Source organism: Roseobacter sp. (assembly GCF_039970775.1).
In the GTDB taxonomy this organism is placed as follows: Bacteria; Pseudomonadota; Alphaproteobacteria; order Rhodobacterales; family Rhodobacteraceae; genus Roseobacter.
Window position 1 is genome coordinate 25,652 of record NZ_JBDVLG010000034.1, and the last position, 15,566, is coordinate 41,217.

Genomic DNA, 15,566 nt, shown 5'->3' on the forward strand with positions numbered 1-15,566 from the left:
ATGGCAGATTTTCCGACAACGGCCCGTGTGGTCATCATTGGGGGCGGGGTGGTTGGCACCTCGACGCTCTATCATCTGGCCAAAGCGGGATGGAACGATTGTGTGTTGGTCGAGAAAAACGAACTGACCGCCGGATCGACGTGGCATGCGGCGGGCAATGTGCCCAATTTTGCGGGGTCATGGGCGGTCATGAACATGCAACGCTACTCTGCCGCGATGTACCGGACCTTGGGCGATGACGTTGATTACCCGATGAATTATCACGTCAGCGGCGCGATCCGATTGGCCCATAGCAAAGAGCGAATGCAGGAATTTGAACGCGTGTCCGGGATGGGGCGCGCGCAGGGATTGCAGATGGATATCTGCACGCCAGAAGAGCTGCTGCAGTACAATCCGTTCATGGAAACCCACGACCTCGAAGGGGGCATGTGGGATCCGCTGGATGGGGATATCGACCCGGCGCAATTGACCCAAGCGCTGGCCAAAGGTGCGCGCGACGCGGGCGGCCGTATCGAACGGTTCTGCCCGGTTGAGGGCCTCGCACGCGACGGCGATGAGTGGATCGTTAAGACCACCAAAGGCGACATCCGTTGCCAATATGTGGTCAATTGCGCGGGGTATTACGCGCAACGCGTGGGCGAGATGTTCAAACCGTTTGGCGGGCGCACCGTGCCGATGGTCGTGATGAGCCACCAGTATTTTCTGACAGAACCGATTGCCGAACTTGACGCATGGACCAAAGAGCACGGCAAAAAGGTTGCGATGATCCGCGATGTGGATGTGTCGTATTATCTGCGGCAAGAGAAAACCGGCCTGAACCTTGGCCCATACGAACGCAATTGCAAGGCGCATTGGGTCACGCCCGATGACCCGATGCCGCAGGATTTCTCGTTCCAACTGTACCCCGACGATCTGGAGCGTTTGGAATATCACATCGAAGACGCGATGGCGCGGTTGCCCCTGTTGGGCCTGACGGGCGTGGGGCGCAACATCAACGGGCCCATCCCTTATGCGCCTGATGGCTTGCCCATGGTGGGCCCGATGCCGGGGGTAAAAAACGCGTTTGAGGGGCATTCTTTTACCTTCGGGATCGCGCAGGGCGGTGGCGCGGGCAAGGTCTTGTCAGAATGGATCATGCACGGCGAAACCGATCAAGATATGTGGGCAATCGATCCGCGCCGGTATACCGAATACGCCGATCACGACTATTGCCTAACCAAGGCGCTGGAAACATACGGCCACGAATATGCGATGCATTTTCCGCATCACGAATGGCCCGCCGGGCGCGATAAAAAACTGTCGCCCAACCATGCGCAGATTGTTGCGCTGGGTGGCCAGATGGGCGCCTATAACGGGTGGGAACGCGCCAATTGGTTTGCGAAACCCGGCGATGATACATCCCAGGCTGCGACCCACACATGGGACCGTCAAGGCCCCTGGACCCCGCGCGTCAAGGCCGAGGCCGAAGCCGTGCGGGACGGTGTGGGCGTGCTGGATCTGCCGGGGTTTTCGCGGTTCAAAGTCCGGGGTGCAGGCGCGGATGAATGGTTGCGGGGCCTTACAGCAGGGGCCTTGCCCAAAATCGGGCGCGTCGGGTTGGTGTATTTCGCCGATGATCGCGGCCGCATCGTGACCGAAATGTCAGTGACCCGCGTCGCCGAGGATGATTTTGTTTTGGTGACGGCGGCCACGGCGCAATGGCACGACCGTGACTACCTGACAGGGCACATGCCGGATGGTTGCGCCTTTACGGTCGACGATATCACCGACCAGATATCGACCTTGATTGTCACGGGCCCAAAATCCCGCGACCTGTTGGCGGGGCTATGCGATGCCGATCTGTCGCTGCCTTGGCTTAGCTTTCAGGAAACGGCAATGCAGGGCGGGCATGTGACGTTGTTGCGTGTGTCCTTTGCAGGCGAATTGGGCTGGGAAATCCATGCCGCAAACGCCGATATCGCCGCGATTTATGATGCGATCCTCGCGGCGGGTGCGACCCCGTTTGGCATGTACGCGCTGAATGCGCTGCGGATCGAAAAGGGGTACCGGGCGTGGAAGGGGGACCTGTCGACAGATTACACCCTGCTAGAGGGCGGGTTGGAGCGTTTCATCCGGTTTGACAAACCTCAGGGTTTCCCCGGAAAGGCCGCGTTGTTGGCGCAAAAACAACGGGGCGTGGCCAAGCAATTTGTCACTCTCGTGGTGGATGCAGGCGACCAAGACGCCCCCTATATGTCACCGATTTTCATGGGCGACACCGTCGTTGGTGAAACCACATCGGGTGATTGGGGCTACCGGGTGAACGCGTCCATTGCCTTGGGCATGCTGCGCGCCGATCTGACAAAACCGGGCACGGTCGTCGAGGTCGAGATTTACGGCAAACGGTGCAAAGCCACCGTTCAGGCGGATCAGCCCCTTTGGGATCCGCAAAACGAAAGGATCCGCGCATGACCCAGATTACCCTTTTGGATGGCGGTATGGGCCAAGAATTGATCCACCGCGCAGGCGACCAGCCCACGCCGCTGTGGTCCACGCAGGTGATGGCAGATCACCCCGGTTTGGTTCAGGCGGTGCACGCCGATTTTTTGGCCGCAGGGGCGACCATCGCCACCACCAACAGCTATACGATCCACCACGACCGGCTGATAGGCACCGAATTCGCCGACCAATTTGGGGCGCTCTATGCCAAGGCGATTGGGGCGGCACAGGCCGCGTGCACGACACATGGATCGGGGCGTGTCGCGGGGTCTGTGGGGCCGCTTGTGGCCAGTTACCGGCCTGACCTGCACCCGGCTTCTGATGTGGCTGTGCCGCTGTTTGCCGAAGTGGCGCAGGCATTGGCTGTGGGGTGTGATCTGCTGATCCTCGAAACGGTGGCCTCTGTTGCGCACGCACGCGATGCACTGGCGGGCGCGCGCCAAACCGACCTGCCTGTGTGGCTGTCGTTGACGGTGTCAGACAGCGACGGCACGCGCCTGCGCTCAGGCGAGCCACTGGCCGATGCACTGGCGGTGGCGGCCACGGCAGATGCGGTCATGATCAACTGTTCCGCCCCCGAGGCCGTGACCCGCGCGCTGCCTATCATTGCGGATTTGGGCCTGCCGTTTGGTGGGTATGCCAATGCGTTTGAACAGATCACCGATGATTTTCTGACATCCAAACCCACTGTTGATGCGCTGAAGGCGCGGCGGGATATGGGGCCACGCGCCTATGCGGGCTATGTCATGCAATGGGTCGGGCTGGGCGCCACGATTGTGGGGGGGTGCTGCGAGGTCAGCCCTGCCCATATCGCAGAACTATCACGGCGGCTGCAGGCCGTCGGCCACACAATCGTATAAGGAAAACCGACCATGGCTTTGCCACCGTCACACGCGCGCGTTGTCATCATTGGGGGCGGCGTTATTGGCTGTTCCGTTGCCTATCACCTGACCAAACTGGGGTGGAAAGACGTTGTTTTGCTGGAACGCAAACAGCTGACATCGGGCACCACGTGGCATGCCGCAGGCCTGATTGCGCAGCTGCGTGCGTCGGCGAATATGACCAAGTTGGCCAAATACAGCCAAGAACTATACGGCAACCTAGAGACCGAAACAGGCGTGGCCACTGGGTTCAAGCGCTGCGGGTCCATCACTGTGGCACTAACGGCTGAACGCCGCGAAGAGATCTTTCGTCAGGCCGCAATGGCGCGCGCCTTTGGCGTAGACGTTGAAGAAATTTCGCCCAGTGAGGTCAAAGGCCGCTATGCGCATCTGAACATCGAAGGCGTCACCGGGGGCGTGTATCTGGACAAGGACGGGCAGGGCGATCCTGCGAATATCGCGCTGGCGCTGGCCAAAGGTGCACGGCAACGCGGCGCGCAGATCTTGGAGCGCACGCAGGTCACCGGCATCGCGCGCGATGGTCGCCGTGCCACTGGCGTCGATTGGGTGCAGGGTGCGGAAACGGGCCATATCACCGCCGATATGGTGGTGAACTGTGGCGGCATGTGGGGCCACGAGGTTGGTCGCATGGCGGGCGTAAACGTGCCGCTGCACGCCTGCGAACACTTCTATATCGTAACCGAGGCCATCGCGGGATTGACCCAGATGCCGGTGCTGCGGGTGCCCGACGAATGCGCGTATTTCAAGGAAGACGCGGGCAAAATACTGCTGGGCGCGTTTGAACCCAACGCAAGACCCTGGGGGATGGATGGCATTTCGCCCGATTTCGAATTTGACCAATTGCCCGAAGATTTCGACCACTTTGAGCCGATCTTAGAGGCGGCGGTCAACCGCATGCCCATGTTGGCCGAGGCGGGCATTCACACGTTTTTCAACGGGCCCGAAAGTTTCACCCCCGATGATGCCTACCACCTTGGCTTGGCGCCCGAGCTTGATAATTTCTGGGTCGCTGCGGGGTTCAATTCGATTGGCATCCAATCGGCGGGTGGTGCGGGTATGGCGCTGGCGCAATGGATGGACGCGGGCGAAAAACCGTTTGATCTGGGCGATGTAGACATATCGCGGATGCAACTGTTTCAAGGCAATAAACGCTACCTGTTTGAGCGGTCCAAAGAGACGCTGGGCTTGCTTTATGCCGACCACTTCCCGTTTCGCCAAAAGGAAACCGCGAGGGGCATCCGGCGGTCGCCGCTGCATCATCAGTTTCTTGAACGCGGTGCCGTCATGGGGGAATTGGCCGGTTGGGAACGGCCCAATTGGATCGCGCGGCCAGATCAAACGCCCGCCTACGCCTACAGCTGGAAACGTCAGAATTTCTTTGACAACGTTGCGGCCGAACACGCCGCGATCCGCACCAATGTCGGCATGTACGACATGTCGTCCTTTGGCAAAATCCGGGTGGAAGGGCGTGACGCGACGGCCTTTATGAACCACGTCGGCGGCGGGCAATACGACGTACCGGTGGGCAAGATCGTCTATACGCAATTTCTTAACGCCAACGGTGGGATCGAGGCAGATGTGACTGTCACGCGCTTGACGGACACCGCGTATCTGGTTGTGACCCCGGCGGCGACGCGGCTGGCGGATGAAACATGGATGCGGCGACATGTGGGCGATTTCAACGTGGTGATCACCGATGTCACCGCCGGTGAAGGTGTCTTGGCCGTGATGGGCCCCAACGCGCGCACGCTGCTGAACTTGGTGTCGCCCAATGATTTCACCAACGCTGTCAATCCGTTTGGCACCGCGCAACAGGTCGAGATCGGCATGGCGGTCGCACGGGTGCACCGTGTCACCTATGTGGGCGAGCTGGGCTGGGAGATCTACGTGTCTGCGGACATGGCCGGACACGTGTGCGAAACGCTGATCGCGGCGGGCGCGGCGCTGGATCTGAAGCTGTGCGGCATGCACATGATGGACAGTTGCCGGATGGAAAAGGGATTTCGCCATTTCGGGCATGACATCACCAGCGAAGATCACGTGCTAGAGGCAGGGTTGGGTTTTGCGGTAAAAACGGACAAGCCTGATTTCATCGGACGCGATGCGGTGTTGCGCAAGAAAGACGCAGGGTTGAATGCGCGGTTGGTGCAGTTCAGGCTGACCGATGCGGAGCCATTGCTGTATCACAACGAACCCATCCTGCGGAACGGCGAGCTGGTGGGGTATCTGTCATCGGGGGCCTATGGCCACACGTTAGGCGGTGCGATGGGGTTGGGGTATGTGCCCTGCGCGGGCGAAACAGCGGCGGATGTGCTGGCGTCTGATTATCACATTGACGTGGCAGGCACACGCGTGCGCGCCGAAGCGTCCCTGCGCCCGATGTATGACCCGAAATCCGAACGTGTGAAGGTCTGAGGCCAAATCCCGCGCTAAAACGGGAGGTCGCTTCTGACCTTCATCGAGCGCCCGCCTTGCGGGTGTTTAAACCGCAATTCCTGACTGTGCAGCATCATCCGGGGGAAATCGCGCGCAGGCCCCGTCGCGTAAAACGGGTCGCCCAGAATAGGGTGGCCCAAGCTGAGCATATGCACCCGCAACTGATGACTGCGCCCGGTTTTGGGGCGCAATCGCACCCGCGCGGTCGTGTCTTCGTCCTTGAGAACACGCCAATCTGTCTGGGCAGGCTTGCCCGTTTCATGGTTGACCATCTGGCGGGGCCGGTTGGGCCAATCCACGATAAGGGGCAAATCAACGGTGCCGCTTTTGTCCGAAGGGACACCCCAAACACGCGCCACATAGGTCTTTTGCGTCATGCGTTTTTCGAATTGCAGGCCCAGATGGCGCTGGGCATGGCGCGTCAGTGCAAAGATCATAACCCCCGAGGTGTCCCGGTCTAATCGGTGCACCAAAAGCGCGTCTGGAAAGGCATCCTGCACGCGGGTCAGCAGACAATCCGCTAAATCGGGGCCCTTGCCGGGCACCGACAAAAGCCCCTCGGGTTTGTCCACCAACAAGACCTCGGCATCTTCATGCAAAATCACCAACGGGTCTTGGGGTGGGGCGTAACTGTCATTCATACTGCCTGCTCGCAGATGAACGCATGAGTTTCAACCCCACCGTAAACGGCGCATGTCTGCGACATGGTTTTGGGGGGGGTTATTCGATCGCCCAACCAGACACGGCCTTGACCTCTAGGAATTCTTCTAACCCAAAGGTGCCGCCTTCGCGACCATTGCCCGATTGTTTGTACCCGCCAAAGGGCGAGCCAAGCGCGAACCCCTGACCATTGGTGGCGACCATCCCTGACCGTAGGCGTCGGGCGACGCGCCGACGTGTGGCATCGTCTTGGGTCTGGATGTAGTTGGTCAGGCCGTAGGGCGTGTCATTGGCAATGGCGATCGCCTCTTCTTCGGTGTCGAACGGGATGATCGACAACACCGGGCCAAAGACCTCCTCGCGCGCGATGGTCATGTCATTGGTGACATCTGCGATCACCGTGGGTTTGACGAAAAAACCGCGCTCCAACCCATCGGGGCGGCCCAAACCACCGGCCACCAAACGGCCCTCGGTTATGCCGACCTCGATCAGGGCCTGCACCTTGTCGTATTGCGCCTGTGACACCAGCGGCCCCATATGCCGCCCGGCGTCAGATGCAGGGCGCACAGCGGTGGCGTTGGCGGTTTCAGCGGCCATAGCCACCGCATCATCATAGCGCGATTTATGCACCAGCATACGTGTGGGCGCGTTGCACGATTGGCCGGTATTGCCAAAACACCGGGTCGCTCCGGCCTTGACGGCGTCGGGGTGGGCGTCTTCAAAAATGATGTTGGCGCCTTTTCCGCCCAATTCGAGGCTGACGCGTTTGAGCGTATCTGCCGCCGCCTTGGAGATCGCGATGCCCGCACGGGTTGAACCGGTAAAGCTGACCATATCCACGTCCGGGTGCGCCGAAAGCTGGCTGCCCACGCCTGCGCCATCGCCGTTCACCAGATTGAACACACCCGCAGGGAACCCCGCCTCATGCATGAATTCCGCAAACAAATGGGCCGACAACGGCGCGACTTCGGAGGGCTTCAGCACCATCGTGCACCCGGTGGCCAAGGCAGGCACCACCTTGAGCACAATCTGGTTCATTGGCCAGTTCCACGGGGTGATCAACGCACAGACGCCGACGGGTTCCAGCAGCGTCTTTTCAGAGGCCGTGTAGTCGCGCTCAAACTCAAAGCTCTCAAACGCCTTAAGGAACCCTTGCAGATGCCAGCTGCCTGCGCCGACCTGTTGGGCGCGGGCCATCTCTATTGGCGCGCCCATTTCCAGAGAGATCGCCTGCGCCATCTCTTCGCCGCGCGTGGTGTAAATTTCGAGCAACTTGGTCAGCAAAGCGGCGCGGTCTGCCTTGGAGGTCTGTGACCAGCCGTCAAAGGCCGCACGCGCCGCCGCGACGGCTGCATCCGTATCTGCCTGCGCGCCCAAGGAAATAACCGCGCATTGGTCTTCTGTGGAGGGGTCGATCACCGCACAGTCATGCGCCGTGGCCGGTGAAACCCATACGCCATTGATATAAAAATCACGTTTTTCCAGCATTTAGGGCATCCTTGGTTTTTGAATTATGTTGTACTGTGTCGCAGATCAGATAGGCCTACATGCGGGGGGATGAAACCCCGTCGAGATATGATTATGTAGTTGGCACCAACCAATACAGCATTGCACCGGAGGACATCATGGGCTTGCGCATCAACGACACCGTTCCGAATTTGACAGTCGAAACCGACCAAGGCACGTTTCAGTTGCACGATTGGATCGGCGACAGCTGGGCGATTTTGTTTTCGCACCCCAAGGATTTCACCCCGGTCTGCACCACCGAATTCGGCGCCGTGGCGCAATTGGCGGATGAATGGGCCAAACGCAGCACTAAGGTGATCGGCGTTTCGGTGGACGGGGTCGAAGACCACAAAAAGTGGAAAGGCGATATCGAAACCTTTGGCGGCGCAAAGGCGGGGTTCCCGATCATCGCGGACGAAGGTCTGGCAGTGTCCAAAGCCTTTGATATGCTGCCCGCCGAGGCCTATTTGCCCGACGGTCGCACCCCCGCCGACAGTGCCACAGTGCGGTCGGTGTTTATCATAGGGCCCGACAAACAGCTAAAGCTGAGCATGACCTACCCGATGACCGTGGGCCGGAATTTCGCCGAAGTTCTGCGTGCTTTGGACGGGCTGCAAATGTCGACAGGGCGGGGCGTGGCCACGCCGGCCAACTGGAATGTGGGCGATGACGTGATCATCCCCGCAACCTTGTCGGATGAGGACGCCAAAGCCAAGTTTGGCGATTTCACCAAGGTCCTGCCGTACCTGCGCACGACCAAAGCACCAAGCTAAACCGCCGCGCATCTGTCGGGCTGGGGGTTGCGGCGCCCCCGGCCCATGTGCATTGTCACCGCCGTCAGATCGCCACTGGATGAAGGGCAAGCCGGTGCTTGACCTTGTTGCGACGACCGCCAAGCGCAGCAATACGCTGCGTAAACAGATCCAGCGGGTCAGGATGTCCGCTGCGGCTGTGCACCTGGGGGATCCATTTAGACGTCAGACGTGCGCGCCAGTCTTTGGGCGCCAACCTGATGTAATAAGCCACAAGATATTCCAGCAGCCAAGGCGCACGAGGCGCCACAAAGCTGGCGTATTGCCAATCAATGATCTGCCATTCGGCTGTCTCGAGGTTGATCATGATGTTTTCGTCCCGCAGGTCGATATGGTTGGCGCCGGTGTCATACATCAAGCACATTGCGGCGCTAGCGTGATCCATGATTTTATCGTTGCTTAGCGTTTTGTCACGGGCGGCCGCATGCAGGTCAGAAAACCCGACCAGATCCTGTTGAATAAGCCCTGAACACGATACCAGACCGTGACGCCGTTTTTCAAGAAACGCGATTGGGAACGGCGTTGGTACCCCACGGTCTGCCGCGAGCCGCATATTGCTGAATTCGTGGTACGCATATTTGGGATGCTTCAGGCGAGATGGCAAAAATTGTAATGGGAACAGCTTGAAAACATAGCTTTTCTTGCCCAACACATGGCGAAAAACGAACCTTTGACGCGCGTTTTTCAGCAAGGTTTGACTGGTTTCAATCGTGGGGGCGGCAAAGTCGGTCTGGGCTTTTAGCAAGTCGCATTGCGTCTGGGCCGGGTCGGTCCAAAATACCCGTACGCCATCTGGCCCTGCATCGGATGCAAGGCCGTGCAGCGCGGCAGGGTATCTGGTGGTCGTCGGGTGGCTGGCGCCGAATATGCTATGTTTCATTTTACCATCAATTTATCGTCAAAAACCGTGAACAGCATGTGCTGAAAAAGAAGAAGGGCCCCGATGTTTCCATCGGAGCCCTTCGACATATATGTATGAACCGGCGGAATTTAGTCTTCCGCGGCCTCTTCTTTCTTCACTTCTTCGCCAGTTTCCTGATCCACGACTTTCATGGACAGGCGCACCTTGCCGCGATCATCAAACCCAAGCAGTTTGACTTTCACTTCTTGGCCTTCCTTCAAAACGTCCGAAGGATGGTTCAAGCGGCGGTTTTCGATCTGGGACACGTGCACCAGACCGTCGCGTTTGCCAAAGAAGTTCACGAATGCACCGAAATCGACGATTTTCACGACTGTCCCGGTGTAGACCATGCCTTCTTCTGGCTCGGCCACGATGGAATGGATCATGTCGTAGGCTTTCTTGATCGCTTCGCCATTCGGGCTTGCAATCTTGATGATGCCTTCGTCGTTGATGTCGACTTTGGCGCCGGACACTTCGACGATTTCGCGGATGACTTTACCGCCCGAACCGATCACTTCGCGGATTTTATCCGTTGGGATCTGCATGGTCTCGATGCGTGGTGCGTGAACCGAGAATTCCTGCGCGCCGGTGATGGCTTTGGCCATCTCGCCCAAGATGTGGATACGGCCCGCTTTGGCCTGCTCCAGGGCTTTTTCCATGATCTCGGGCGTAATGCCTGCGATCTTGATGTCCATCTGCAAGGATGTGATCCCGGCTTCTGTACCCGCCACTTTGAAGTCCATGTCGCCCAGGTGGTCTTCGTCACCCAAGATGTCGGACAAGATCGCGTAGGATCCGTCTTCTTCGAGGATCAGACCCATCGCCACACCGGCCACGGGTGCTTTCAAAGGCACGCCCGCGTCCATCATGGACAGTGATCCACCACAAACGGATGCCATCGAAGACGACCCGTTGGATTCGGTGATCTCAGAGACAACACGCACGGTATATGGGAAGTCGGTTGCCGCTGGCAGAACCGCCTGCAGCGCGCGCCATGCCAGTTTACCGTGACCGATTTCACGACGGCCGGGAGGGCCCACGCGACCTGCTTCGCCAACCGAATAGGGTGGGAAGTTATAGTGCAACAGGAAGTTGGATTTGAAGTTGCCGTGCAGCGCGTCGATGAATTGCTCATCATCGCCGGTACCCAACGTGGTCACAACCAAACCTTGCGTTTCACCGCGTGTGAACAGCGCCGACCCGTGCGTCCGGGGCAACAGACCCGTTTGCGATACGATGTCACGGATTTCATCCGTTTTGCGACCATCGATCCGGGTGCCGGTTTTCACGACGTCACCGCGCAAGATAGAGCCTTCAAGGCCCTTCATCGCGGACCCAAGATTGGGGTCTTCTTTTTGCTCATCGCTGAGCGCGGCCAAAATGGTGTCACGGGCGGCGGAAACAGCCGACGTGCGCTCTTGTTTGTCAGAAATCGCAAAGGCGGCGCGCATTTCTGTTTCGCCAGCTTTGGCAACCGCTGCGGACAGCTCGGAGTAATCCGCAGGCTGGAAATCAAACGGCTCTTTGGCGGCGTCTTCGGCCAGCGCAATGATCAGGTCCAGCACAGGCTGGATCGCGTCATGCGCAAATTTCACCGCGCCTAGCATCTCTGCTTCGGACAGCTCATAGGCTTCGGATTCAACCATCATCACGGCGTCTTTGGTGCCTGCAACAACAAGGTCAAGGCGCTGCTCTGGGTTCAGGCGCAGGTCTTGCATGTCGTCGACGGTTGGGTTCAGAACGTATTCGCCATCTTCAAAACCAACACGCGCACCGGCAATGGGGCCCATGAACGGCGCGCCAGAAATCGTCAGCGCCGCAGAGGCTGCGATCATCGCAACCATATCGGGGTCATTGACCAGATCGTGCGACAGAACTGTACACATCACCAGAACTTCGTTTTTGAAGCCGGGGACAAACAGAGGGCGGATCGGACGGTCAATCAGACGCGCCGTCAGGGTTTCTTTTTCGGTTGGGCGTGCTTCACGCTTGAAGAAACCTCCGGGGACCTTGCCCGCAGCATAGTATTTTTCTTGGTAGTGCACGGTCAGTGGAAAGAAATCCTGACCAGGTTTTTGTTTCTTGGCAAAGGTGACATTTGCCATAACGCTGGTTTCGCCCAACGTTGCAATCACCGACCCATCCGCTTGACGGGCCACTTTTCCGGTTTCCAGTGTGAGCGTTTCTTCGCCCCACTGCATCGATTTTTTCGTCTCAGTGAACATCTAGGTTCCTCAAATAGGCCCTCGGGCCATTGCATAGGGGGCGTATTCCCCCTGACCTCGGTATCATCTTCGGTGGCGCTGAGGTCCGGGCGCCGGGTACAGATTGCGCGTACGTACACGAGAATGCGTGTCTTGAAAAGGGACCGTTTTTGTGGCGTCAGAGGCGGTTAACACCCATATTTCATGGGCGGTGGCTACAGGTCGTTTTCGCCCATGATCCGTGTGAATAGCCCAACGACAAAGGCGGTCGTCAGGCCAAACATCAAAATCCCGGTGACCGAGATCATCGCGCCCATGATCCGGTGGTCAGGGCCCAGCACAACATCGCCGTAACCAACGGTCGTGTAGGTCACCAACGAATAGTAAATCGGGGCCTCATAGCCGGGCAGCGCCCCCACCGCCCAGATCGAAAATGCGCTGATGTAGATTTGCAGGGTGTGTGACAGTAGCAGCATCAGAAAAAGCCCGCAAACCACAAGAACCTGATGTTGAGTGCTGCGGCCTTCGGCAAAATGGCCAGAGGTGCGCAGGTGGCGGACCAAACGCGCTACAACCAAGATATGCAGCAACGTGCAGGCCAGCAAAACGGCACTGCCAAGGAGGATTTGAATAACGACGAGCATGAGGCGGGTCTGATCTGTTGGGATGTTGCGGTTACGTTTGAACAGCCCGCGCGGGGATGTCCAGCGCCGTCACAGTTGCGAGACCGCCGCCAGCAAAACAACCACCATCATCGAACAGGCCATAGCAAGGTTGATCATCCGTTGGGTGCGGCTGGGCAGGTTCATGCGTTGCAGGGTGATCCCAAGCCATAACCAACTGAAATGAATGGGGACCCAGATGGCGTTGACGATCAATATCTTGAGGATCATCTCGGCGGTGTAGCTTTGTGGCCAAAACCCAAAGCCGGTAAATAGTGCGGTGTTCACGGCGTAGGCTTTGGGGTTGATCGCCTGCAACATGATGCCACCGGTGATGCCCGGCGGGCTGGCGCGGTTGATAAATGCGATTTTGCTGCCGGCAAGCGCGATGCGCACGGCCAGATAGGTCAGGTACAAGATGGAGGCGCCAAATAGCACGGTGCGCAGCCGGTCGTCTGCGAATATCGCGGCTGTTACCCCTGAAATGATCGTCAGGCAGACCAAGTTTGTACCGATGAATAGCCCGATGACGTACCGGGTGGCGACCCGTGGGCCAAAGGCCGCCCCGACACCGGCTGCGGATAAAACACCGGGGCCCGGAGTGATCATCAGGAAAAAGACGGCGGCGGCAAAGGTCAGCATGCGGGCACTCAATCATCTGCGGGCAGGGTGGGCAAGCGCCAACAAAAAACCGCGCCGGTTGGGGCGCGGTTCAAGGCCACATTTCTGCGGATTGGTGCCAAACGGTGCAAAAGGCTGTGCCTTTCGCCGCGCGTGTTGGTTTAGCGGCGCAGGCCGAGACGTTTGATCAGGTCCTGATAGCGGGCCACATCTTTGCCTTTGACATAGTCAAGAAGTTTGCGGCGTGTGGCCACCATCTTGAGCAGGCCACGACGGCCGTGGTTGTCTTTTTTGTGTGTTTTAAAGTGCTCGGTCAGGGTCGCGATGCGCGAGCTTAGGATAGCAACCTGAACTTCGGGCGAACCGGTGTCGCCTTCTTTGGTTGCATATTCCTTCATGACGCGGTCTTTTTCTTCAGCTGTGATCGACATCGGGGGCTCCTGTTACATAAGGTTTCTGATTAAGGCGCAGGCCGGGATGTCGTCCAGCACAGGCCCGTGGAGAATCTACCGCACACGTCGAAACGCGTACAGCGATGCGGGCGTATAGGCCCCGCGACCGTAAATAGCAATCGTTGAATCATGCGGCGTGCGCGTCTTGGGGATGGGCGGTGCGCAGACCGGCCGTGATCGCCGTGCTCAGCGGGATCAGCGTTAGGTCTGCGGGGCGCAATCCGGGGTGGCCATGCACATCGGCCACCGTTTCGCCGTTCACCAAAATACGCACCACATCTGGTTTTTCGGCCGGGTGTGACAATTCAAGGTGGGGCTCGGAGGCCGTGCGGCCGGTGTCATCCCACACCAGCGCGAGCGTGTCTGTCTGTGCGTCATACTGCACAATTTCGGGGCCTTGTCGCGCTGCGAGCCAATTGTCTAGGTCGGCGGTGGCCGCGCATACCGTCAGCATATCATTTGCCCAACCGGGGCTGGGCGTGCCGGTTCGTAGTGGCGTCTGCAGAAGGCTCCCTGCCGTGCCGTACCGTTTGATTTCGGCGAGCAGCACTGCGTCGTGTTGTATGACAGTGGGGAGAGGCCGCGCCACTGGTGCGCGGGGTGTCATACTCAGAACAACGGCGCCGCATAGGCAAATCACCCCGATAACACCGGCCAACCAGATCATACGATAATGCCCTTTCACCGCATTTGGGGCGTGCCTACGACCTACGCCCGCACGCATTTACCCAGAGGTGTAAAAGCAAAGCCTGATCAATCTGTTAATGAAAAGCCCAAGGTTCTGGTTGTTTGCTGTAAGGCAGATAGAGCGGGTGGCGCGGGTGGCCGTGTTTTGACACCCCTAGATGAAACAGATCGCAGCCCGCTTTGCGCAACATGCAGACAACATCTGCGCCGCGCCCAAGGTGCGCCCCGTGCACGCCCCAAGCCGCGATGACCTGATCCGCAGCCTCAGCCGTGGCCAGCAAAACGGTGTCATTTTCCGGCCCCACAGGCGCCACAGCCCGGCGCATTGCGTGTGGGTCTGTGTCGCGCCAGGCGAATATATTGGTGACATCAAAGGCCCCAAACCCCAGAGGACGGGCGCGTTGTTCGCACCGTTCAACGGTGGGGTCATTGCGCATTTCATCGGCTTTGGACGGGTTCAGCATCACGAAATTCACGCGCGGGCTGGTGTCGTCCCACACCCGGCTGAGGCCATAGCGATACGCACCGCAGGTCGAATAGCACGCGGTCGAGAACACGCCGTTTTGGTCGTGGGTTTTGGTTATCATGTGCTTTCATGCCAGTGCGCAGACTGCGGGGCAAGACGGCAAAAGGCCGCCCCGAAGGACGGCCTTTGTTGGGAGGGTTTTGAACGTTAGCTGACAGCAGCGGCGCGCTTTTGTGGCAGGTCGAGGGTTTCGCCGCGCAGTTCAAGCGTGGCTGCGGCGACGACGGCGTAAACGATGTGCCCCCAGAGCGCGACCCACGTGATACCGGTGAAGCCAAGGAAGGCTGGCATGCCGGCAACCAGATGCGCCATGATGTACAGTGCGAACACCCACAGGGCGATACCGTAGACCACGGCGGTGACGCCCCAGTGCAGTTTTGGCAGGACAGCGCGCTGAACAGGGCGGGCGATTGCGTAGTATCCGATCACGTAGAACAGCAGACCCGTGATGGTGTGAAGCAAGTGTGCCGCACCGGATGGTGACGCGCCAAACACCGTTTTCAGTGTGGCACCAGCCAGCCCAACGGGCGCCAGTTTTGCGTACCCAAACAGCGGGCTAATCGCCTGACCAAAGGCATCAAAGGCGATGGTGGCAAAAGCGCCGGCTGCCAGAATGGTAAAGAGTGTGCGTTTCATATCGGGTCCTCCAGAAGGGGTCACTGTGTTGCGTCTGACACCGATATGAGGGTTTGAGCCGGAACTTGGTACCGTGCTCACAT

The 15,566-nt window shown here is 58.8% G+C and carries 14 protein-coding genes; 4 read left to right on the forward strand and 10 right to left on the reverse strand.

Annotated elements, in window-relative coordinates; translation table 11 throughout:
* From ABJH13_RS08075 to ABJH13_RS08085, 3 genes are read left to right on the forward strand one after another with little or no spacing between them, the layout of a single operon-like run.
* On the forward strand, positions 1–2,451 hold the full coding sequence (locus tag ABJH13_RS08075) for an FAD-dependent oxidoreductase (RefSeq protein ID WP_348405710.1): 2,451 nt from the start codon (positions 1–3) through the stop codon (positions 2,449–2,451).
* Positions 2,448–3,338, forward strand: coding sequence for a homocysteine S-methyltransferase family protein (locus ABJH13_RS08080; RefSeq protein WP_348405711.1), 891 nt, complete (start codon positions 2,448–2,450; stop codon positions 3,336–3,338). Before ABJH13_RS08075 ends, ABJH13_RS08080 begins: the two co-directional genes overlap by 4 nt.
* Positions 3,339–3,350: 12 nt before the next feature.
* Positions 3,351–5,795 carry an FAD-dependent oxidoreductase gene (locus ABJH13_RS08085; protein ID WP_348405712.1) on the forward strand — a complete coding sequence of 815 codons (2,445 nt, stop codon included), beginning with the start codon at positions 3,351–3,353 and terminating at the stop codon, positions 5,793–5,795.
* 14 nt (positions 5,796–5,809) lie between these two features.
* On the opposite strand, the gene ABJH13_RS08090 is transcribed toward ABJH13_RS08085, so the two are convergent.
* Both ABJH13_RS08090 and ABJH13_RS08095 read right to left on the reverse strand, forming a co-directional pair.
* The gene (locus ABJH13_RS08090) at positions 5,810–6,457 is read right to left on the reverse strand and encodes an RluA family pseudouridine synthase (protein WP_348405713.1); all 648 of its coding nucleotides are present in this window, start codon (positions 6,455–6,457) and stop codon (positions 5,810–5,812) included.
* 79 nt (positions 6,458–6,536) lie between these two features.
* Complete coding sequence (locus ABJH13_RS08095; protein ID WP_348405714.1) at positions 6,537–7,964, reverse strand: aldehyde dehydrogenase family protein; 1,428 nt, start codon at positions 7,962–7,964, stop codon at positions 6,537–6,539.
* A gap of 137 nt (positions 7,965–8,101) precedes the next feature.
* Between ABJH13_RS08095 and ABJH13_RS08100 the strand changes: the two genes are divergently transcribed.
* On the forward strand, positions 8,102–8,755 hold the full coding sequence (locus tag ABJH13_RS08100; RefSeq protein WP_348405715.1) for a peroxiredoxin: 654 nt from the start codon (positions 8,102–8,104) through the stop codon (positions 8,753–8,755).
* Positions 8,756–8,819: 64 nt separating this feature from the next.
* Here the strand turns inward: ABJH13_RS08100 and ABJH13_RS08105 are convergent, their stop codons facing one another.
* From ABJH13_RS08105 to ABJH13_RS08140, 8 genes are all read right to left on the reverse strand, one after another.
* Positions 8,820–9,674, reverse strand: a complete 855-nt coding sequence (locus ABJH13_RS08105) for a lipopolysaccharide kinase InaA family protein (RefSeq protein WP_348405716.1) — start codon at positions 9,672–9,674, stop codon at positions 8,820–8,822.
* Between the two features lie 110 nt (positions 9,675–9,784).
* On the reverse strand, positions 9,785–11,920 hold the full coding sequence (gene pnp / locus ABJH13_RS08110) for a polyribonucleotide nucleotidyltransferase (RefSeq protein ID WP_348405717.1): 2,136 nt from the start codon (positions 11,918–11,920) through the stop codon (positions 9,785–9,787).
* A gap of 194 nt (positions 11,921–12,114) precedes the next feature.
* Complete coding sequence (locus ABJH13_RS08115) at positions 12,115–12,543, reverse strand: ion channel (RefSeq protein ID WP_348405718.1); 429 nt, start codon at positions 12,541–12,543, stop codon at positions 12,115–12,117.
* A 69-nt stretch (positions 12,544–12,612) separates the two neighbouring features.
* Positions 12,613–13,203, reverse strand: a complete 591-nt coding sequence (locus ABJH13_RS08120) for a LysE family transporter (protein WP_348405719.1) — start codon at positions 13,201–13,203, stop codon at positions 12,613–12,615.
* Positions 13,204–13,343: 140 nt separating this feature from the next.
* A complete protein-coding gene (gene rpsO / locus ABJH13_RS08125) occupies positions 13,344–13,613 on the reverse strand; it encodes a 30S ribosomal protein S15 (RefSeq protein ID WP_348405720.1) in 270 nt (89 codons plus the stop codon).
* Between the two features lie 148 nt (positions 13,614–13,761).
* Positions 13,762–14,301 (reverse strand): hypothetical protein, encoded by a 540-nt coding sequence (locus ABJH13_RS08130; RefSeq protein ID WP_348405721.1) that lies wholly within the window; start codon positions 14,299–14,301, stop codon positions 13,762–13,764.
* 94 nt (positions 14,302–14,395) lie between these two features.
* A complete protein-coding gene (locus ABJH13_RS08135) occupies positions 14,396–14,908 on the reverse strand; it encodes a DUF1643 domain-containing protein (protein WP_348405722.1) in 513 nt (170 codons plus the stop codon).
* Positions 14,909–14,994: 86 nt separating this feature from the next.
* On the reverse strand, positions 14,995–15,483 hold the full coding sequence (locus tag ABJH13_RS08140; protein WP_348405723.1) for a hypothetical protein: 489 nt from the start codon (positions 15,481–15,483) through the stop codon (positions 14,995–14,997).
* Between the last annotated feature and the right edge of the window lie 83 nt (positions 15,484–15,566).